18 protein-coding genes are annotated in these 19,022 nt (G+C 70.1%); 11 read left to right on the top strand and 7 right to left on the bottom strand.

From position 1 onward, the window contains the following. The first annotated feature begins 68 nt into the window (after positions 1-68). The 4 genes from ACFY0K_RS19290 (at position 69) to ACFY0K_RS19275 (ending at position 6,392) form a co-directional block, all read left to right on the top strand. Complete coding sequence (locus tag ACFY0K_RS19290; RefSeq protein WP_093499134.1) at positions 69-809, top strand: response regulator transcription factor; 741 nt, start codon at positions 69-71, stop codon at positions 807-809. After that, positions 806-1,942, top strand: coding sequence for an ATP-binding protein (locus ACFY0K_RS19285; RefSeq protein ID WP_390640838.1), 1,137 nt, complete (start codon positions 806-808; stop codon positions 1,940-1,942). The genes ACFY0K_RS19290 and ACFY0K_RS19285 overlap by 4 nt, the downstream gene beginning before the upstream one ends. A gap of 326 nt (positions 1,943-2,268) precedes the next feature. Next, entirely contained in the window at positions 2,269-6,090 is a 3,822-nt protein-coding gene (locus ACFY0K_RS19280; protein WP_390640837.1) for a multifunctional oxoglutarate decarboxylase/oxoglutarate dehydrogenase thiamine pyrophosphate-binding subunit/dihydrolipoyllysine-residue succinyltransferase subunit, read from the top strand. Positions 6,091-6,212: 122 nt separating this feature from the next. Next, positions 6,213-6,392 (top strand): DUF6104 family protein, encoded by a 180-nt coding sequence (locus ACFY0K_RS19275; protein ID WP_023586593.1) that lies wholly within the window; start codon positions 6,213-6,215, stop codon positions 6,390-6,392. A gap of 140 nt (positions 6,393-6,532) precedes the next feature. Here ACFY0K_RS19275 and ACFY0K_RS19270 read toward each other — a convergent pair whose 3' ends face one another. Next, the gene (locus ACFY0K_RS19270) at positions 6,533-6,763 is read right to left on the bottom strand and encodes a hypothetical protein (RefSeq protein WP_390640836.1); all 231 of its coding nucleotides are present in this window, start codon (positions 6,761-6,763) and stop codon (positions 6,533-6,535) included. 240 nt (positions 6,764-7,003) lie between these two features. Here ACFY0K_RS19270 and ACFY0K_RS19265 point away from each other — a divergent pair, with 240 nt between their 5' ends. Together ACFY0K_RS19265 and ACFY0K_RS19260 are read left to right on the top strand one after the other, a co-directional pair. After that, a complete protein-coding gene (locus ACFY0K_RS19265) occupies positions 7,004-7,942 on the top strand; it encodes a DUF4097 domain-containing protein (RefSeq protein ID WP_390640835.1) in 939 nt (312 codons plus the stop codon). A gap of 1 nt (position 7,943) precedes the next feature. Beyond that, entirely contained in the window at positions 7,944-9,026 is a 1,083-nt protein-coding gene (locus ACFY0K_RS19260; protein WP_390640834.1) for a PadR family transcriptional regulator, read from the top strand. 25 nt (positions 9,027-9,051) lie between these two features. On the opposite strand, the gene ACFY0K_RS19255 is transcribed toward ACFY0K_RS19260, so the two are convergent. Continuing rightward, complete coding sequence (locus ACFY0K_RS19255) at positions 9,052-10,017, bottom strand: zinc-binding dehydrogenase (protein WP_390640833.1); 966 nt, start codon at positions 10,015-10,017, stop codon at positions 9,052-9,054. A gap of 274 nt (positions 10,018-10,291) precedes the next feature. After that, complete coding sequence (locus tag ACFY0K_RS19250) at positions 10,292-11,524, bottom strand: NADP-dependent malic enzyme (protein ID WP_351957866.1); 1,233 nt, start codon at positions 11,522-11,524, stop codon at positions 10,292-10,294. A gap of 584 nt (positions 11,525-12,108) precedes the next feature. On the opposite strand from ACFY0K_RS19250, the gene ACFY0K_RS19245 reads away from it, so the two are divergent. Genes ACFY0K_RS19245 through ACFY0K_RS19235 form a run of 3 tightly spaced genes read left to right on the top strand, consistent with a single transcriptional unit; the run spans position 12,109 to position 14,825 of the window. Then, positions 12,109-13,068, top strand: coding sequence for an ABC transporter substrate-binding protein (locus ACFY0K_RS19245; protein WP_390640832.1), 960 nt, complete (start codon positions 12,109-12,111; stop codon positions 13,066-13,068). A 30-nt stretch (positions 13,069-13,098) separates the two neighbouring features. Continuing rightward, entirely contained in the window at positions 13,099-14,028 is a 930-nt protein-coding gene (locus ACFY0K_RS19240; RefSeq protein ID WP_390640831.1) for an amino acid ABC transporter permease, read from the top strand. Continuing rightward, on the top strand, positions 14,025-14,825 hold the full coding sequence (locus ACFY0K_RS19235) for an amino acid ABC transporter ATP-binding protein (protein ID WP_390640830.1): 801 nt from the start codon (positions 14,025-14,027) through the stop codon (positions 14,823-14,825). The genes ACFY0K_RS19240 and ACFY0K_RS19235 overlap by 4 nt, the downstream gene beginning before the upstream one ends. A 64-nt stretch (positions 14,826-14,889) precedes the next feature. On the opposite strand, the gene ACFY0K_RS19230 is transcribed toward ACFY0K_RS19235, so the two are convergent. Further along, positions 14,890-15,672 carry a class I SAM-dependent methyltransferase gene (locus tag ACFY0K_RS19230; RefSeq protein WP_390640829.1) on the bottom strand — a complete coding sequence of 261 codons (783 nt, stop codon included), beginning with the start codon at positions 15,670-15,672 and terminating at the stop codon, positions 14,890-14,892. A gap of 100 nt (positions 15,673-15,772) precedes the next feature. Between ACFY0K_RS19230 and ACFY0K_RS19225 the strand changes: the two genes are divergently transcribed. Continuing rightward, the gene (locus ACFY0K_RS19225) at positions 15,773-16,420 is read left to right on the top strand and encodes an ABATE domain-containing protein (protein WP_143063666.1); all 648 of its coding nucleotides are present in this window, start codon (positions 15,773-15,775) and stop codon (positions 16,418-16,420) included. Here the strand turns inward: ACFY0K_RS19225 and sodX are convergent. After that, positions 16,306-16,758 (bottom strand): nickel-type superoxide dismutase maturation protease, encoded by a 453-nt coding sequence (gene sodX / locus ACFY0K_RS19220; protein ID WP_351958042.1) that lies wholly within the window; start codon positions 16,756-16,758, stop codon positions 16,306-16,308. The two genes, ACFY0K_RS19225 and sodX, sit on opposite strands and share 115 nt — an antisense overlap. A gap of 145 nt (positions 16,759-16,903) precedes the next feature. On the opposite strand from sodX, the gene sodN reads away from it, so the two are divergent. Beyond that, positions 16,904-17,299 (top strand): superoxide dismutase, Ni, encoded by a 396-nt coding sequence (gene sodN, locus ACFY0K_RS19215; RefSeq protein WP_020130742.1) that lies wholly within the window; start codon positions 16,904-16,906, stop codon positions 17,297-17,299. Between the two features lie 131 nt (positions 17,300-17,430). On the opposite strand, the gene ACFY0K_RS19210 is transcribed toward sodN, so the two are convergent. Next, entirely contained in the window at positions 17,431-17,910 is a 480-nt protein-coding gene (locus ACFY0K_RS19210) for a GNAT family N-acetyltransferase (protein ID WP_390640828.1), read from the bottom strand. A 177-nt stretch (positions 17,911-18,087) separates the two neighbouring features. Then, entirely contained in the window at positions 18,088-18,999 is a 912-nt protein-coding gene (ppk2, locus tag ACFY0K_RS19205) for a polyphosphate kinase 2 (RefSeq protein ID WP_390640827.1), read from the bottom strand. Positions 19,000-19,022 lie beyond the last annotated feature (23 nt).

Below are 19,022 nucleotides of genomic sequence, written 5' to 3'. Positions count from 1 at the left end.
ATCATTCAAGCGTCAATCGCAGTCATGGGATCACCCCACTGGTTCCGGAAAGCACACAGGGGCGGGCGATGGAGCAGACACACACCTCCCACAACGGCACGGCGACGGCCACTCAGGGCGCCCAGCGCCGGGTTCTGGTCGTCGAGGACGATCCCACGATCGTCGACGCCATCGCGGCCCGTCTGCGCGCCGAGGGGTTCCTCGTGCAAACAGCGGGCGACGGTCCGGCGGCCGTCGACACCGCCGAGGCCTGGCAGCCCGACCTGCTGATCCTCGACATCATGCTGCCCGGCTTCGACGGTCTGGAGGTCTGCCGGCGCGTGCAGGCCGCCCGCCCGGTGCCGGTGCTCATGCTCACCGCGCGGGACGACGAGACCGACATGCTGGTCGGCCTCGGGGTCGGCGCCGACGACTACATGACCAAGCCGTTCTCCATGCGGGAACTGGCGGCACGCGTGCACGTGCTGCTGCGGCGGGTGGAGCGGGCGGCCATCGCGGCCTCCACGCCCCGCTCCGGCATCCTGCGCCTCGGCGAGCTGGAGATCGACCACGCACAGCGCCGGGTCCGGGTGCGCAGCGAGGACGTGCACCTGACCCCCACTGAGTTCGACCTCCTGGTGTGCCTGGCCAACACCCCGCGCGCGGTGCTCTCACGTGAGCAGCTGCTCGCCGAGGTGTGGGACTGGGCGGACGCCTCCGGCACCCGCACGGTCGACAGCCACATCAAGGCGCTGCGCCGGAAGATCGGCGCCGAGCGGATCCGCACCGTGCACGGTGTGGGCTACGCGCTGGAGACCCCGACGCCATGAGCGCCGGGCCGGCCGGACCAAGAGGCCCCGGGGGTCCCGGGGGCCCGGGGGGCTCCGGGGAGGAGCCCTGGGGCGGTGTACGTCCGTTCTCGATCAAGACCAAGCTGGGCGCGCTGGTCGTCGTCTCGGTCCTGATCACCACCGGTCTGTCGATCGTCGCGGTGCACACCAAGACGGAGCTGCGCTTCATCACGGTCTTCTCGATGATCGCCACACTGCTGATAACGCAGTTCGTGGCGCATTCGCTCACCGCGCCGCTGGACGACATGAACGCGGTGGCCCGGTCGATATCGCAGGGCGACTACACGCGCCGGGTGCGCGAGAACCGCCGGGACGAGCTGGGCGACCTGGCCGAGACGATCAACGTCATGGCCGACGAGCTGGAGGCCCAGGACCGCCACCGCAAGGAGCTGGTCGCGAACGTCTCGCACGAGCTGCGCACGCCCATCGCGGGACTGCGGGCCGTCCTGGAGAACGTCGTCGACGGGATCGCCGAGCCGGACACCGAGACCATGCGCACGGCCCTGAAGCAGACCGAGCGCCTCGGCCGGCTCGTGGAGACCCTCCTCGACCTGTCCCGGCTCGACAACGGCGTGGTCCCCCTGCGCCAGCGCCGCTTCGAGGTGTGGCCGTACCTCTCGGGCGTGCTCAAGGAGGCCAACATGGTCGCCGGGGCGCGCGGGGGCATGGCCTCGGGCTCGGGGAACCACACGCGCAAGGACGTCCATCTGCACCTCGACGTCTCGCCGCCCGAGCTGACCGCGCACGCCGATCCGGAGCGCATCCACCAGGTTGTGGCGAACCTCATCGACAACGCGGTCAAGCACAGCCCGGCGCACGGCCGGGTGACCGTGCGGGCGCGGCGCGGGCCGCAGCCGGAGTCGCTCGAGCTGGAGGTCCTGGACGAGGGCCCCGGCATTCCGCGCTCGGAGTGGCACCGCGTCTTCGAGCGCTTCAACCGCGGCGCGGTACGGCGACCGCACGGTCCGGGCAGCGACGGCGGCACCGGGCTGGGCCTGGCGATCGCCCGGTGGGCGGTGGATCTGCACGGCGGCCGGATCGGCGTGGCCGAATCCGACCGGGGCTGCAGGATTATCGTCACCCTCCCGGGGCTTTCATCCATTCCAAGTTGACGTAAAGTTCGAACCGGAGCCTCAAGATCCATCTGCGCTCGGCACGGCCGTCCGCGCAGCCGGACACGTGTGATCAGGTGCGGCCCCCGCGCATGTCGCGCGGGGGTTCGGCGTGAGGCGGTCGCCGGTCCGGCGGAGCCATGCCCGGTTCAGTCCCTGCGTAACGCAACCACGCTTGTTTCCCGCCATATCAAGCCCTGAAACACAGTTTTCGATGTGACTTACGCGACGATGAACCGGCCCGACCTGACCTTCGCGGTCTTGGAGGCGTAGCCTTTATTCCCGCTGTCCATAACCTTGTGAAGCGGAAGAGGGCGGTTGCCGCCGTGTCGCCACAGTCCCCCAGTAACTCGAGCATCTCGACCGACGCAGACCAAGCGGGCAAGAACCCCGCAGCCGCGTTCGGACCGAACGAGTGGCTCGTCGACGAGATCTATCAGCAGTACCTCCAGGACCCGAATTCGGTAGACCGAGCCTGGTGGGACTTCTTTGCCGACTACAAGCCGGGAGCGCCCGCCGCCTCGGCTCCGGCGGGTACCGCGGCCGCGGGGGCCGCGGGCACCACCTCCACGCCCGCGCCGGCCCAGCCGGCGGCTCCGGCGCCCGCCGCGGCCGCCCCGGCCGCCCAGACGCCCGCCGCGCCCGCTCCGGCCGCGCCTGCCGCTCCGAAGGCCGCGGCGCCCGCCCCGGCGCCCGCGAAGCCCGCCGCCGCGCCGGCCCCGGCCGCCGCGAAGCCGGCCGCCGCCGCCAAGGCCGCCGCGCCCGCCGGCCAGGCCCCGGAGGGTCCCGAGCTGGTCACGCTGCGTGGTCCCGCCGCGGCCGTCGCGAAGAACATGAACGCCTCGCTGGAGCTGCCGACCGCCACCTCGGTCCGCGCGGTCCCGGTGAAGCTGCTCTTCGACAACCGGATCGTCATCAACAACCACCTGAAGCGCGCCCGGGGCGGGAAGATCTCCTTCACGCACCTGATCGGCTTCGCGATGGTCCAGGCGATCAAGGCCATGCCGTCGATGAACTGGTCGTTCGGCGAGAAGGACGGCAAGCCGACCCTGGTCAAGCCGGCCCACGTCAACCTGGGCCTGGCCATCGACCTGGTGAAGCCCAACGGCGACCGCCAGCTGGTCGTCGCGGCCATCAAGAAGGCCGAGACGCTGAACTTCTTCGAGTTCTGGCAGGCCTACGAGGACATCGTCCGTCGCGCCCGCGACAACAAGCTGACGATGGACGACTTCACCGGCGTCACGGTCTCCCTGACCAACCCCGGCGGCCTCGGCACCGTCCACTCGGTCCCGCGTCTGATGCCCGGCCAGTCGGTCATCATGGGCGTCGGCTCCATGGACTACCCGGCGGAGTTCCAGGGCACCAGCCAGGACACCCTGAACAAGCTCGGCATCTCGAAGGTCATGACGCTCACGTCGACCTACGACCACCGGGTCATCCAGGGCGCCGCCTCCGGCGAGTTCCTGCGCCAGGTCGCCAACCTGCTCCTCGGCGAGAACGGCTTCTACGACGACATCTTCGAGGCCCTGCGCATCCCCTACGAGCCGGTCCGCTGGCTGAGGGACATCGACGCCTCGCACGACGACGACGTCACCAAGGCCGCCCGCGTCTTCGAGCTGATCCACTCCTACCGGGTCCGCGGCCACGTCATGGCCGACACCGACCCGCTGGAGTACAAGCAGCGCAAGCACCCCGACCTGGACATCACCGAGCACGGCCTCACCCTGTGGGACCTGGAGCGCGACTTCGCGGTCGGCGGCTTCGCCGGCAAGTCGATGATGAAGCTGCGCGACATCCTCGGCGTGCTGCGCGACTCGTACTGCCGCACCACCGGCATCGAGTTCATGCACATCCAAGACCCCAAGCAGCGCAAGTGGATCCAGGACCGCGTGGAGCGCCCGCACTCCAAGATGGAGCGCGAGGAGCAGCTGCGGATCCTGCGCCGGCTGAACGCGGCGGAGGCCTTCGAGACCTTCCTGCAGACGAAGTACGTCGGCCAGAAGCGCTTCTCCCTGGAGGGCGGCGAGTCCGTCATCCCGCTGCTCGACGCCGTCCTGGACTCGGCCGCCGAGTCCCGCCTGGACGAGGTCGTCATCGGCATGGCCCACCGCGGCCGCCTGAACGTCCTCGCCAACATCGTCGGCAAGTCGTACGCGCAGATCTTCCGCGAGTTCGAGGGCAACCTCGACCCGAAGTCGATGCACGGCTCCGGCGACGTGAAGTACCACCTGGGCGCCGAGGGCACCTTCACCGGCCTGGACGGCGAGCAGATCAAGGTCTCGCTGGCCGCCAACCCGTCCCACCTGGAGACGGTCGACCCGGTCATCGAGGGCATCGCCCGCGCCAAGCAGGACATCATCAACAAGGGCGGCACGGACTTCACGGTCCTGCCGGTCGCGCTGCACGGCGACGCGGCCTTCGCGGGCCAGGGCGTGGTGGCCGAGACCCTGAACATGTCGCAGCTGCGCGGCTACCGCACCGGCGGCACGGTCCACATCGTCATCAACAACCAGGTGGGCTTCACCGCCGCCCCGGAGTCCTCGCGCTCCTCGATGTACGCGACGGACGTGGCCCGCATGATCGAGGCCCCGATCTTCCACGTGAACGGCGACGACCCGGAGGCGGTCGTGCGCGTCGCGCGCCTGGCCTTCGAGTTCCGCCAGGCGTTCAACAAGGACGTGGTGATCGACCTCATCTGCTACCGCCGCCGCGGTCACAACGAGTCGGACAACCCGGCCTTCACCCAGCCGCTGATGTACGACCTGATCGACAAGAAGCGCTCGGTGCGCAAGCTCTACACCGAGTCCCTGATCGGTCGCGGCGACATCACCCTGGAAGAGGCCGAGCAGGCCCTGCAGGACTACCAGGGCCAGCTGGAGAAGGTCTTCACGGAGGTCCGCGAGGCCACCGCCCAGCCGGCCGCCGCCCCCGCCCAGGAGCCGCAGGACGGCTTCCCGGTCGCCGTGCCGACCGCGATCTCCACGGAGGTCGTCAAGCGCATCGCCGAGTCCCAGGTCAACATCCCGGACTACTTCACCGTCCACCCGCGGCTGCTGCCGCAGCTGCAGCGCCGGGCGGCGATGATCGAGGACGGCACGATCGACTGGGGCATGGGCGAGACCCTGGCCATCGGCTCGCTGCTGATGGAGGGCACGCCGGTCCGGCTGTCCGGCCAGGACTCCCAGCGCGGCACCTTCGGCCAGCGCCACGCGGTCCTCATCGACCGGGAGACGGGCGCGGACTACACCCCGCTCCTCTACCTGTCCGAGGACCAGGCCCGCTACAACGTCTACAACTCGCTGCTCTCCGAATACGCGGTGATGGGCTTCGAGTACGGCTACTCGCTCGCCCGTCCGGACGCGCTGGTGATGTGGGAGGCGCAGTTCGGTGACTTCACCAACGGTGCCCAGTCGGTCATCGACGAGTACATCTCGGCGGCCGAGCAGAAGTGGGGCCAGACCTCCGGCGTCACGCTCCTGCTCCCGCACGGCTACGAGGGCCAGGGCCCGGACCACTCCTCGGCCCGCATCGAGCGCTTCCTCCAGCTGTGCGCGCAGAACAACATGACGGTCGCGATGCCGACCCTCCCGTCGAACTACTTCCACCTCCTGCGGTGGCAGGTGCACAACCCGCACCACAAGCCGCTGGTCGTCTTCACGCCGAAGTCGATGCTGCGCCTCAAGGCGGCGGCCTCGAAGGCGGAGGAGTTCACGAGCGGGCAGTTCCGCCCCGTCATCGGCGACGCCTCGGTCGACCCGGCCGCGGTCCGCAAGGTCGTCTTCTGCACTGGCAAGGTCTACTACGACCTGGAGGCCGAGCGGCAGAAGCGCGGCGTCACGGACACCGCGATCATCCGCCTCGAGCGCCTGTACCCGCTGCCGGGTGCGGAGCTCCAGGCCGAGGTCAACAAGTACCCGAACGCCGAGAAGTACCTGTGGACCCAGGAGGAGCCGGCGAACCAGGGTGCCTGGCCGTTCATCGCGCTCAACCTGATCGACCACCTGGACCTGGCGGTGGGCGCGGACGTCCCGGCCGGCGAGCGCCTGCGCCGCATCTCCCGCCCGCACTCTTCGTCCCCGGCGGTGGGTTCGGCCAAGCGCCACCAGGCCGAGCAGGAGCAGCTGGTGCGTGAGGTCTTCGAGGCGTAAGCCTCACCAGTACGCCGAAGGGCCCGGTTCCCGCCTCGGGGGCCGGGCCCTTCGGCGTCCGCCTAGGCTGGTAGACGCCCACCACCGGGCATCCACACAGGCAGGCAGCAGGAGAGCGACCCATGTACTTCACCGACCGGGGCATCGAGGAACTGGAGAAGCGGCGCGGAGAGGAAGAGGTCACCTTCGAGTGGCTCGCGGAACAGCTCCGCACCTTCGTCGACCTGAACCCCGACTTCGAGGTCCCGGTGGAGCGCCTGGCCACCTGGCTGGCCCGGCTGGACGACGAGGACGAGGAGTAGGCGCCCCTCGGAGGCGCGGCCCCCGGAGGCGACCTGCCCTGGGGGTTGCCCCGTCAGGGGCGCTGGGGGTACCCCCGGCCGAAGGCTGGGGGAGGAACTGCGCGACCAGCCCCCACCGGCCCGCGCCCTGAAACTGTCAGTCAGTCCCTGGGAAACACCGTCTCGTACGACAGCTCCAGCACCCCGTGCACCATCAGCACCGCCCCCACGGCCGCCCACCCCACGCTGCGCCGCCGCATCCCCCACGCGGCGGCCGGCAGCCCCACCGCCACCTCGGCCAGGGCCAGCCGGTGGGCCCGCGGCACGCACTCCGCGCTCTGCGCCTCAGCCTGCGGGGGCCGGGAGACGGCCCTGGATTCATCCGTCGACATGCACACAAGGTAAGCAATTCGTCCACTTATCGCCCGATATGCCACTCACTCGGACCCCGTCGACGGTCAACACCGCACCCAACCGGCCACACCCACGGGTGTCTTGACTTCCCGCGCCCGCGATATATCGTGTTTCATGGAAGACGCGATATGGCGCGAGCCGTGCATCGCGTTCGCGTCCATCGGCCGCACCCACCGGCCGCGTCCAGCCGTCGTGTCCGGCCCGAGGAGGTCCGCACCATGCCCAAGTCCGAGTGGTCCGTCGCCGAGCCCGAGAAGCTCGACTTCGACACCCCCGTCAGCGACCTGCACGTCCGCATCGTCAACGGAACAGTCAACGTCGTGGGCACCGACGAGGGTTCCACCCGCCTGGAGATCTCCCAGATCGAGGGCCCGCCCCTGGTCGTCACGCAGGAGGGCGGCACCCTCACGGTGGCCTACGAGGACCTGCCGTGGAAGGGCTTCCTCAAGTGGCTCGACCGCAAGGGCTGGCGGCGCAGCGCGGTCGTCTCCCTCGCCGTCCCGGCGGACACCCGCGTGGAGGTGGGCGTGGTGGGCGCGGCGGCCGTCGTCTCCGGGATCACCGGCACCTCGGTGGTCAAGGGTGTCACCGGCGACACCACCCTGGTCGGCCTCTCCGGCGAGGTCCGCGCGGACACGGTGTCGGGGAACCTGGAGGCCCAGGCCGTCACCGGCAACCTGCGGTTCAACTCCGTCTCCGGCGACCTGACCGTCGTCGAGGGCTCGGGCTCGGCCGTGCGCGCCGACTCGGTCAGCGGCTCCATGATCATCGACCTGGACCCGGACGGTCCGACCGACGTCCGGCTGACCAGCGTCTCCGGCGAGATCGCCATCCGGCTGCCACACCCGGCCGACGCCGAGGTCGAGGCCAACACCGCGAGCGGCACGATCTCCAACGCCTTCGACGGGCTGCGGGTGCACGGGCAGTGGGGCGCCCACAAGATCACCGGCCGCCTCGGCGCCGGCACCGGCAAGCTCCGCGCCACCACGGTCTCCGGTTCCATCGCCCTGCTGCGCCGCCCGCCCAAGGAGGACGACGACGAGCGGGCGGCCTGGGCGGCCGAGCCACCCAGGGGTCCGGCGGAACCGGCCGCCGCCCCGGCCGAAGGCACGCCCCAGGGCCCGGCCGACGGCCCGACCGACAAGAAGGTGCTCTGACATGCCTCCCGTCTTCGCCCACGGCCGTCTCCGTCTCTACCTCCTCAAGCTGCTGGACGAGGCCCCGCGCCACGGCTACGAGGTGATCCGGCTGCTGGAAGAGCGCTTCCAGGGCCTCTACGCCCCGTCGGCGGGCACCGTCTACCCCCGCCTCGCCAAGCTGGAGGCCGAGGGGCTGGTCACGCACACCACCGAGGGCGGCCGCAAGGTCTACGCCATCACGGACGCCGGCCGCGCCGAACTGGCCGACCGCAGTGGCGAGCTGGCCGATCTGGAGCTGGAGATCCGGGAGTCGGTGGCCGAACTGGCCGCCGAGATAAGGGCCGACGTGCGCGGAGCCGCCGGTGACCTGCGCCGCGAGGTGCGCGAGGCCGCCTCCGAGGCCCGGCGCGGCGCCGGCACGGGGGCCGGGGAGCACGGCGACCTCGGCGACCTCGGCGACAAGGAGTCGTGGCGGGCCGCCAAGGAGGAGATGCGCCGGGTCAAGCAGGAGTGGAAGGAGCAGGCCCGCCGCGCCAAGGACGAGAGCCGCCGCGCCCGGGACGAGGCCCAGCGGGCCCGCCGGCAGGCCCAGGAGGCACAGGCCCGGGCGCGTGCCCAGGCCCAGGAGGAGATGCAGCGCATCGCCCGCCGGGTGCAGGAGCACGTCCAGGACCACTTCGCGCGCGGCGACTGGCCGACGGGCGTCCGCGAGGGCATCACCGAACTCGCCAAGGAGTTCGGCGACTTCGGAAAGGACTACGGCAAGGAGTTCGGCAGGAACTTCGGCGCCCGCACCGACCCGGACCCCGGCACCGGCCCGAACCTGCGCAAGCCGGCACCGCCGTCCGCACCGGGCCCGGAGTACGCGCAGACCCCGGAGGACTTCCCGGCACAGTACGTCCCCGCGTGGGCGCACGACGAGGAGACCGGCACCGGCGACGCGGCCCGCGACCTCGACCGGCTCCTGGACCGTTTCCGCGACGACATCCGCGACGCGGCCCGCGACCACGGGGTCACCACGGACCAGCTCCGCGAGGCCCGCCGCCACCTCTCGACGGCGGCGGCCCACATAGGAGCGCTGCTGCGCGCCCCGAAGCCCTGAGGACGGTCCGTACGAGTCGGGCCCCTCAGGAATTGGTCAGCACGATCTTCCCGAACTGGTCGCCGGACTCCAGCCGTTCGAATCCCTCGCGGGCGCGGTCGAGCGGGAGGAGTTCGTCGATGACGGGACGTACCCCGGTGGCGGCGCAGAAGGCGAGCAGGTCCTCCAGTTCGTCCTTGGTGCCCATGGTCGAGCCCACGACCTTCAGCTCCAGGAAGAAGATCCGGGTCAGCTCGGCGTGCGAGGGACGGTCACCGCTGGTGGCACCGGAGATGACGATGGTGCCGCCGGGGCGCAGCGACTTCACCGAGTGGGACCAGGTGGCCGCGCCGACGGTCTCGATGACGGCGTCCACGCGCTGCGGCAGCCGGGACCCGGGCTCGACCGCCTCGACGGCACCGAGCTCCAGGGCCCGCTTCCGCTTGGCCTCGTCGCGGCTGGTGGCGAAGACCCGCAGCCCGGCGGCCTTGCCGAGCACGATCGCGGCCGTGGCGACACCGCCGCCCGCGCCCTGGACGAGGACCGAGTCGCCGGGCCGTACGCCCGCGTTGGTGAAGAGCATCCGGTATGCCGTCAGCCAGGAGGTCGGCAGGCAGGCGGCCTCGGCGAACGACAGTTCCCTGGGCTTGGGCAGGATGTTCCAGGTGGGCACGGCGACCTGCTCGGCGAAGGTGCCCTGGTAGCGCTCGGTGAGGATGGACCGGGGCTCGTGGGGTCCGACCCCGTGGCCGCTCTGCCCGATCACGGAGTGCAGGACGACCTCGTTGCCGTCCTCGTCGACGCCGGCGGCGTCACAGCCGAGGATCATCGGCAGCCGGTCCTCGGGAAGACCGACGCCGCGCAGGGACCAGAGATCGTGATGGTTGAGGGAGGCGGCCCGAACGTCGACGGTGCTCCAGCCGGGCCGGGCCACGGGGGCGGGGCGCTCCCCCAACTCAAGGCCGGAGAGCGGCTGGTCGCGGTCGATTCGGGCGGCGTAGACGGCGAACATAGGGCCGACGATAGGTTCCCTGGGCCGCGGGCGAAACCGGGGGCCGCTGTGACACATACCCTCTTGCGCACCGCGAACCGCGCCCCGCAAGGGGCGCGGGGAACTGCGCGCCCAGCCCCCACCCCCTGGCACCCACCCACAACACCGGCCGCCCCGCTCGCGGGGGCCTGGGGGCGGCAGCCCCCAGAACGGCGGACACCTCAGTAGCCACCCGAACGGATGGGCGGGCGGGAAAAGCAAATGGCCCCGCCCAAAAAGAGCGAGGCCATTCGGGTCACCGCCGGGCGACCCCTTCGGCCCGCGCGGCAGCGGCAACCGCCGCGGTCACCGCGGGAGCGACCCGCTCGTCGAAGGGAGACGGAATGACGTAGTCGGCGGCAAGATCGTCGCCGACGACCGCCGCCAGCGCCTCGGCCGCCGCGATCTTCATCCCCTCGGTGATCCGGGAGGCCCGCACCTGCAGCGCGCCCGCGAAGATGCCGGGGAACGCCAGCACGTTGTTGATCTGGTTCGGGAAGTCCGACCGCCCGGTCGCCACGACCGCCGCGTACTTGTGGGCGACGTCGGGGTGCACCTCGGGGTTCGGGTTGGCCATGGCGAAGACGAACGAGCCCTCGGCCATCGAGGCGACGGCCTCCTCCGGGACTGTACCGCCGGAGACGCCGATGAAGACGTCGGCGCCGGCCAGCGCGTCCTCCAGGGTGCCCTTGAGCCCGGCCTTGTTGGTGAAGCCCGCGACCTCGCGCTTGACGGCGGTGAGGTCGTCGCGGTCGGCCGAGATGATGCCCTTGCGGTCGGCGAGGGCGACGTCCCCGATGCCGGCCTCGACCAGCATCTTGGCGATGGCGACCCCGGCCGCGCCGGCGCCCGAGATGACCGCGCGGAGCTGTCCGATCTCCCGCCGGCTGAGCCGCGCGGCGTTCCGCAGGGCCGCCAGGGTGACGACGGCGGTGCCGTGCTGGTCGTCGTGGAAGACCGGGATGTCGACCCGCTCCTGGAGCTTGCGCTCGATCTCGAAGCACCGCGGTGCCGAGATGTCCTCCAGGTTGATCCCGCCGAAGGACGGGGCGAGCCGGACGACGGTCTCCACGATCTCGTCGACGTCGGTGCAGGCCAGGGCGATGGGGACCGCGTCCACGCCGCCGAACTGCTTGAAGAGGATCGCCTTGCCCTCCATCACGGGGAGGGATGCCTCGGGACCGATGTCCCCGAGGCCGAGCACGGCCGTGCCGTCGGTGACGACGGCGACGACGGACGACTTCCACGTGTAGTCGTTGACCAGCTCGGGCTGTTCCGCGATCGCGGTGCACACGCGCGCGACTCCGGGCGTGTACGCGAGGGAAAGGTCGTCCTTGTCACGGAGCGGCACGGTGGCCTGCACGGCCATCTTGCCGCCGCGGTGCAGCGCGAACGCAGGATCGAAGGAATCGAGGGGCTCGGCCCCGCCGTCCTGGTCCGAACTGCCCGGCGCGCTGTCGCTGCGAGGATTGACGATCTCCGCTGCCACTTGTCTTACCCCTTAGGTATGCATGGTTTTGAGGGTCGGCCGCTCCCGGTGAGGGAACGGGCGGGCACCGCGCAGGGCCCGATCACTGATACGTACGAGTGGCACGTACGAGCACCTGCGCGACGGGCGCGCCGCACACGCGCCCTGAGCCCCGGATGAGGGGTGTAAAGAACCTTCTTACCGGACGGACAGCGCTCACGACGAGTCGAATAGGCGCAAGGTCACATCACGGATGTCGTGGAGAGCCGACAGATGAGCGGCCCGGCGACCGGCAGAAGATCACGGGGTGCAGCCCGAGGTGAACCGGCGGTGAACCGAAGATCTTCCGGCCAGAAGGTCGGATTCCCGCAGATGTGCGGGGCGGCGGGTCGGGGAGGGACCGGCCCGACGTGTCACGGGGGTCACCCGTTATCCGATTTTGACATGGTGACACGTCTGCTTGGAGCAATCCCAATGGCAGGATGCCGTAAACCCACGAGGTCGCGACACCCGAAGGTGTGTGTTTCCGTCGACCCATCGGCATATCGACATATCAGACGCATCGGTATATCGGCTTGTCCTACCCACTGCCGGAGGAACCCACCATGACCGCAGGCTTCACCCGTCGTACCACCGCCTCGCGCTCCCAGATTGCCGCGTTCGGTGCGATCGCGGTCGCAGGCGCCCTGATCCTCACCGGCTGCGGTGACCAGACGGACAAGGGCGGCGACAACGGCTCCTCCTCCACGTCCTCGGCCCCGCTGGCGAGCAAGCTGCCGGCCGACATCCGCAAGGTCGGCGTGATCAAGGTGGGCTCGGACATCGCCTATCCGCCGGTCGAGTACATGGAGAACGGCAAGGCCGTCGGTGTCGACCCGGACATCGCGGACGCGCTGGGCAAGCAGCTGGGCGTGAAGTTCGAGTTCCAGAACGGCAAGTTCGACAACCTGATCGTGGGCCTCCAGGCCAACCGCTTCAACGTGATCATGTCGGCGATGAACGACACCAAGGACCGCCAGAACGGCATCGACTCCGACACCGGCAAGAAGGTCGGCAGCGGCGTCGACTTCGTCGACTACTTCACCGCCGGCACCTCGATCCTGGTCCAGAAGGGCAACCCGAAGGGCATCAAGTCCCTGGACGACCTGTGCGGCAAGGTCGTGGCCCTGCAGAAGGGCACCACGTCCGAGGGCATCGCCAAGGCGCAGAGCGAGAAGTGTACGAAGGACGGCAACAAGGCCATCGACCTCCAGACCTTCGACACCGACCCCGAGGCGCTGCTCCGGCTGAAGCAGGGCGCCTCCGTCGCCGACCTGAACGACTTCCCGGTGGCCGCGTACAACGCCAAGACGTCGGGCGGCGGCAAGGACTTCGAGGTCGTCGGCGAGCAGATCGAGGCCGGCCCGTACGGCATAGCGGTCAGCAAGCAGAACACCCAGCTGCGCGACGCGCTGCAGGCCGCGATGGCCGCCATCATCAAGAGCGGCGACTACCAGAAGATCCTGGAGAAGTGGAACGTCACGCAGGGCGCGGTGACCGAGGCCAAGATCAACGGCGGCTCCTGAAACGCCGGGCACGACTGAAGGGCCGTCACTGTGACTGACACGGTCGACAAGACTCCGGCGCCGTCCGTGCCGCCGGAGCAGATCAAGGCCATCCCGGTGCGCCACTACGGGCGCTGGGTGTCCGGCGTCGTGGTCATCGCCCTCCTGGTGCTGATCGGGATCGCCTTCTCCAACGCGAAGATCAACTACAGCGTCATCCCCGACTACCTCTTCGACCAGGGCATCGTCTCCGGCGCCTGGACCACGCTCTACATCTCGGTGCTGGCCATGGTGCTCGGCGTCGCGCTCGGTGTGATCCTGGCCGTGATGCGGCTGTCGTCGAACCCGGTCACCAGCACGGTGTCCTGGTTCTACATCTGGTTCTTCCGCGGCACCCCGGTCCTGGTCCAGCTGTTGCTCTGGTACAACATCGCGCTCGTCTTCCCCATCCTGAACCTGGGGTTCTACAAGGACGAGATGAACCAGGTGATGACGCCCGTCCTCACCGCGCTGCTGGGGCTCGGCCTGAACGAGGCCGCGTACATGTCGGAGATCGTCCGCGCCGGCATCCAGTCGGTCGACGAAGGCCAGACCGAGGCCTCGCACGCACTGGGCATGACCCAGGGCCAGACGCTGCGCCGGGTGATCCTCCCGCAGGCCATGCGGGTCATCATCCCGCCGACCGGCAACGAGTTCATCAACATGCTGAAGACCTCGTCGCTGGCCTACGCGGTCCAGCTCCCCGAGCTGATCAAGAAGGCCACGGACATCTCCAGCACCTCGCTCGCGGTCGTCGAGATGTACTTCGTCGCCTGCATCTGGTACCTGTTCCTGACCACGATCTTCAGCATCGTCCAGTACTACATCGAACGCCGTTACGCCCGCGGCTCCTCGCGCAACCTCCCGCCCACCCCGCTGCAGCGGCTGCGGAAGAATCTGGCCCAGTGGGGTTCGTTCCGTCGCCCGGAGGTGGCCCGATGAGCTCTCTCGCCAAGGACATCACCCCGCCGAGCAGCGGCGCCCCGATGGTCAAGGCCGAGGGCGTGCACAAGTCGTTCGGGCTGTCGCACATCCTCAAGGGCATCGACCTGGAGGTGCTGCCGCGCGAGGTGTTCTGCCTGATCGGCCCGTCCGGTTCCGGCAAGAGCACGTTTCTCCGGTGCATCAACCATCTTGAGAAGATCAGCGCCGGCCGCCTCTACGTCGACGGCAGCCTGGTCGGCTACCGCCAGCACGGCGACAAGCTCTACGAGCTGAAGGAGAAGGAGGTCGCGGCGCAGCGACGGGACATCGGCATGGTGTTCCAGCGCTTCAACCTCTTCCCGCACATGACGGCGCTGGAGAACGTCATGGAGGCGCCGGTCCAGGTCAAGCGCGAGTCGAAGGCGTCGGCCCGGGAGCGGGCCCGGCGCCTGCTCGACCGGGTCGGCCTCGGCGACCGCACCGGGCACTACCCGGCGCAGCTCTCCGGCGGCCAGCAGCAGCGCGTCGCGATCGCCCGCGCGCTCGCCATGCAGCCGAAGCTGATGCTGTTCGACGAGCCGACCTCCGCGCTCGACCCGGAGCTGGTCGGCGAGGTCCTGGACGTGATGCGGGACCTGGCCGAGGACGGCATGACGATGATCGTCGTCACGCACGAGATGGGCTTCGCCCGCGAGGTCGGCGACAGCCTGGTCTTCATGGACGACGGCGTGGTGGTCGAGTCCGGCCACCCGCGCGACGTCCTGACCAACCCCCAGCACGACCGGACGAAGTCGTTCCTGTCCAAGGTGCTGTAGCGGTACGACCCGAAGGGGCGGTACGAGGTTGCTCGTACCGCCCCTTCGGTCCGTCTGCCCAGGGCTACTTGAGGGCGAGCAGCAGCGTGTCCGAGGGCGAGCACCAGACCGCCCGCGCCTCGCCGAACCCCTTCTCGCGCAGCACGCGCGCGTGCCAGGCGGCCGAGGGCATGTCGCCCTCCGCGTGCTCCCCGTAGATCTCGAACCGCCTGGCGGTGGGCCCGGCGAGCACCGGGTCCTGCGCCGCCAGCTGCCACCAGTCGGCCCAGTCCAGCGCCCCCGCCGCCTTGGCCTGATCCATACCCCGGTGCCGCCGCGCCCGTTCCGCGGCGTTGATCCGGGGCGTGCTGTCGTCGATCATGTGGTCCGCGTTCATGAAGACACCGCCGTCGCGGACGAGCTCCGCAACCTGACCGTAGAGGGCCGCGAGGGGTTCGCTGTGCAGCCAGTGCAGGGCCGTGGCGGTCAGGACGGCGTCGTACGAGTCGTACGGCAGCCGCGCGGTCCACTCCGGGTCCTTGAGGTCGGCGGTGACGAGCGTGACCCGGTCGTCGCCCGCGAAGGTGCCCTCGGCGATGGCGAGGAGGGCCGGGTCGAGGTCGACCCCGGTGCTCACCGCGTCCGGGAAGCGGGCGAGCAGCCGGGCGGTGATGCTGCCGGTGCCGCACGCCAGGTCGAGGACCCGGGGTGCCGTACCGACCAGGGCCTCCACCATGTCGAGCATGATCCGGAACCGCTCCTCGCGGTCCGGCATGTACCACTCCTGCTGCCGGTCCCAGCTCTCCTGCCAGGCACCCCAGTCGGCCCCGGTCGTGCCCGTAGCCGTGGTCGTCGGCGCGTCCGTCATGGCAACCCTCCACCGCACAAGTCCCGTAATACCCTGGAAGCACGACCGGCTGTTACCCGACCGCACGACCGACCCTAGAGTGCCCGCGTAAGGACTACAAGTGGAACTGGCCTATTACTCGGATTACGCCGTCCGGCTCGTCAACAGCGAGGAACCGGCCCGGGGCAAGGACTCCCTGACCTCGGTCGAGGCCGTCCGCGACCTGTTCGGCGGCAACCAGCAGGCGGCCCGGCGTGCCACCGAGGCCGACCTCACCCGCTTCCGCTCGGTCCGGGCCCGGCTGCGCGCGGTCTTCGAGGCGGCCGACAAGGGCGAGGAGACCCTCGCGGTGGACCTGCTGAACTCACTCCTGCTGGAGTTCCCGGTCAGCCCGCAGATCTCCGGGCACGACTTCCGGGACGAGGACGGCCGTCCGCTGTGGCACATGCACCTGGCCGACCACCCCTCCAACGCCACCGCGGGCTACACCGCGATCGCGGCGATGGGCCTGGCCTTCCACCTCACCGAGTACGGCGTCGACCGGCTCGGCCTGTGCGAGGCCGTGCCGTGCCGCAACGCCTACCTCGACACCTCGACCAACCGCTCCCGGCGCTACTGCTCGGACCGCTGCGCGACCCGCGCCAACGTGGCCGCCTACCGGGCCCGCAAACGCCTGGAGGCGGAGCGCCCCGACCGGCCGGTGCGCTCGGGCAGCACCGGCCTGGCGGCCGAGACGGCCCAGCGCACCAGCGCCAGCGGCGAACGCTGACCCGCCTTGCGCGGCCGCCAGCGGAACAGGGCCCGGCCGAGGATCAGCTCCGCCGGCACGGTCCCGTAGTCCGTGCTGTCCCCGCCCGCGTACGCGTTGTCCCCGAGCACCCACCAGCCGCCCTCGCGCGGCTCCGCGGCCCGCTTGACGACCAGCAGGTCCTGCTGGAACGGATGACGCAGGACGACGACGTCTCCGGCCCGTACCCGGGCCCCGTACCACACCAGGAGCTGATCCCCCTGGTACAGCGTGGGCACCATGGACGGGCCGGTCACCTCGGCCAGTCCGAAGAGCGCGGCGCCCCTCCCCCGCTCGGTCTCCTGCGACAGCTCCGGCATCCCCGGCACCTCCCCGGTCCGTTCCTCCACCAGTCTCAGTCTGACCCTGGACTTTTGTCCTAAGCCCATGGGGGCACTCGCGAAATCAGGCTTCCCAGGGAGTAATGTCCCACCTGAGAAGACGATCACGAGGAAGGAATGCTCCATGCTTTCCCGCCTGTTTGCCCCCAAGGTCAAGGTCAGCGCGCACTGCGACCTGCCCTGCGGTGTGTACGACCCGGCCCAGGCCCGCATCGAGGCGGAGTCGGTGAAGGCCGTGCAGGAGAAGATGGCCGCCAACGACGACCCGCACTTCCAGGCGCGCGCCACCGTCATCAAGGAACAGCGTGCCGAGCTCGCGAAGCACCACGTCTCGGTGCTCTGGAGCGACTACTTCAAGCCCCCGCACTTCGAGAAGTACCCCCAGCTGCACCAGCTGGTCAACGACACCCTGAAGGCCCTGTCCGCCGCCAAGGCGTCCACGGACCCGAAGACCGGTGAGAAGGCCCTGGAGCTCATCGCCGAGATCGACAAGATCTTCTGGGAGACCAAGAAGGCCTGACCCGCACCCGCACCGGTTGCCAAGGCCTCAACGGACCGCACCCGGCCCGACGGACCGCCGTTCACGGTGGTTCCGGAGGGTTCGGGTGCGGTCCTTTTTCCGGGTGCGGGCCGCTTTCCGCGGACGAAGGCCTAGGACGCGGCGGCCAGTTCCTTGAGCGGATCGCCGGTCAGCCGGCAGATGCGCCACTCGTCCAGGAACTCCGCGCCGAGCGACCGGTAGAGGCCGATCGCAGGTTCGTTCCAGGCCAGCACCCACCACTCGAAACGCTCGAAGCCGCTGCGCAGGCAGAACGCGGCGAGGGCGGCGAGCAGGGCCCGGCCGTGGCCGCCGCCGCGGGCGTGCGGTCGTACGTAGAGGTCCTCCAGGTGCATGCCCCGGGTTCCGGTCCAGGTCGAGAAGGTGGGGAACCACAGGGCGTAGCCCGCGAGTTCGCCCGTGGTCTCGTCCTCGGCGACCAGCGCGCCAGCCGCCGGGTGCGGGCCGAACAGCGCCGCGCGGAGCTGCTCATCGGTGGCCCGGGCCTGCTCCTCGGCCCGTTCGAAGGCGGCGAGTTCGCGGATCATGGCGCGGATCTCGGGGACGTCGTTCTCGGTGGCGGCGCGGATCATGCAAGGGATCATCGGTCACCGGGCCGAACCCTGTCCATCCGGTCCCCCCGGCCCACGGCGCGGGGCCCTGCGCGGTCGTTCACGAGCGCAATCCCGATCACGAGGTCCGCCTCGGGCGGGCGAGGCACGAGGAGGGGCCGGCCGGATGTCCGGCCGGCCCCTGTCGGGTGACGGGCGCTACTGCCCGCCGTGGTCGTCCTCGCCCGCCTCCAGCAGGCCGGCCGCCGCACCCACGACCCGCGGGTCCGGGCTGCCGACGACCTCCTCGTCCTTGTCGGCGTAGTCGAAGCGGGCCAGCACGCTGCGCATGGCCTCGACCCGGGCCCGCTTCTTGTCGTTGCTCTTCACCACGGTCCAGGGCGCGTACTCGGTGTCCGTCTCGCGGAACATCGCGACCTTCGCGGCCGTGTAGTCGTCCCAGCGGTCCAGCGAGGCCACGTCCATCGGGCTCAGCTTCCACTGCCGTACCGGGTCGACCTGGCGGATGGTGAAGCGGGTCCGCTGCTCGCCCTGCGAGACCGAGAACCAGAACTTCACCAGGTCCACCCCGTCGTCCACCAGCATCCGCTCGAAGAGCGGGGCCTGGCGCATGAAGCGGCGGTACTGGTCGTCCGAGCAGAAGCCCATGACCCGCTCGACGCCGGCCCGGTTGTACCAGGAGCGGTCGAACATCACGATCTCTCCGGCGGTCGGCAGGTGTTCGACGTAGCGCTGGAAGTACCACTGACCGCTCTCGCGCTCGGTGGGCTTCTCCAGGGCCACCACGCGCGCGCCACGGGGGTTCAGGTGCTCCGTGAAGCGCTTGATGGTGCCGCCCTTTCCGGCCGCGTCCCGGCCCTCGAAGACGATGACTATCCGGCGTCCCGTCTCCTTGACCCAGGTCTGCAGCTTCAGCAGCTCGATCTGCTGCAGCCGCTTGTGCCACTCGTACTCCTTGCGCTCCATGCGCTGCGCGTACGGGTAGTTCTCCCGCCAGGTGTCGATCGGGGATCCGTCCGGGCGGATGAGCACGGGGTCGTCGGGGTCGCTGTAGTCGACCTTCAGATGGGCCAGGTCGGCCAGGTCGGACAGCAGGTCCGGCGTCGTCATCCAGTCCTCCTCAGCGGCTCGGT

Source organism: Streptomyces sp. NPDC001507 (genome assembly GCF_042894765.1).
Taxonomy (GTDB): Bacteria; Actinomycetota; Actinomycetes; order Streptomycetales; family Streptomycetaceae; genus Streptomyces.
Note: the sequence above shows the minus strand (reverse complement) of the source record. Positions and strands in the feature narration are given on the sequence as shown.

Bases quoted from the DNA above. Each gene is read 5' to 3' on its own strand.
- ACFY0K_RS19245 (WP_390640832.1), top strand. From the start codon at position 12,109: ATGACCGCAGGCTTCACCCGTCGTACCACCGCCTCGCGCTCCCAGATT.
- ACFY0K_RS19290 (WP_093499134.1), top strand. From the start codon at position 69: ATGGAGCAGACACACACCTCCCACAACGGCACGGCGACGGCCACTCAG.
- ACFY0K_RS19265 (WP_390640835.1), top strand. From the start codon at position 7,004: ATGCCCAAGTCCGAGTGGTCCGTCGCCGAGCCCGAGAAGCTCGACTTC.
- ACFY0K_RS19230 (WP_390640829.1), bottom strand. From the start codon at position 15,672: ATGACGGACGCGCCGACGACCACGGCTACGGGCACGACCGGGGCCGAC.
- sodX (WP_351958042.1), bottom strand. From the start codon at position 16,758: ATGCCGGAGCTGTCGCAGGAGACCGAGCGGGGGAGGGGCGCCGCGCTC.
- ACFY0K_RS19210 (WP_390640828.1), bottom strand. From the start codon at position 17,910: ATGATCCGCGCCGCCACCGAGAACGACGTCCCCGAGATCCGCGCCATG.
- ACFY0K_RS19270 (WP_390640836.1), bottom strand. From the start codon at position 6,763: ATGTCGACGGATGAATCCAGGGCCGTCTCCCGGCCCCCGCAGGCTGAG.
- ACFY0K_RS19260 (WP_390640834.1), top strand. From the start codon at position 7,944: ATGCCTCCCGTCTTCGCCCACGGCCGTCTCCGTCTCTACCTCCTCAAG.
- ppk2 (WP_390640827.1), bottom strand. From the start codon at position 18,999: ATGACGACGCCGGACCTGCTGTCCGACCTGGCCGACCTGGCCCATCTG.
- ACFY0K_RS19275 (WP_023586593.1), top strand. From the start codon at position 6,213: ATGTACTTCACCGACCGGGGCATCGAGGAACTGGAGAAGCGGCGCGGA.
- sodN (WP_020130742.1), top strand. From the start codon at position 16,904: ATGCTTTCCCGCCTGTTTGCCCCCAAGGTCAAGGTCAGCGCGCACTGC.
- ACFY0K_RS19285 (WP_390640838.1), top strand. From the start codon at position 806: ATGAGCGCCGGGCCGGCCGGACCAAGAGGCCCCGGGGGTCCCGGGGGC.
- ACFY0K_RS19235 (WP_390640830.1), top strand. From the start codon at position 14,025: ATGAGCTCTCTCGCCAAGGACATCACCCCGCCGAGCAGCGGCGCCCCG.
- ACFY0K_RS19255 (WP_390640833.1), bottom strand. From the start codon at position 10,017: ATGTTCGCCGTCTACGCCGCCCGAATCGACCGCGACCAGCCGCTCTCC.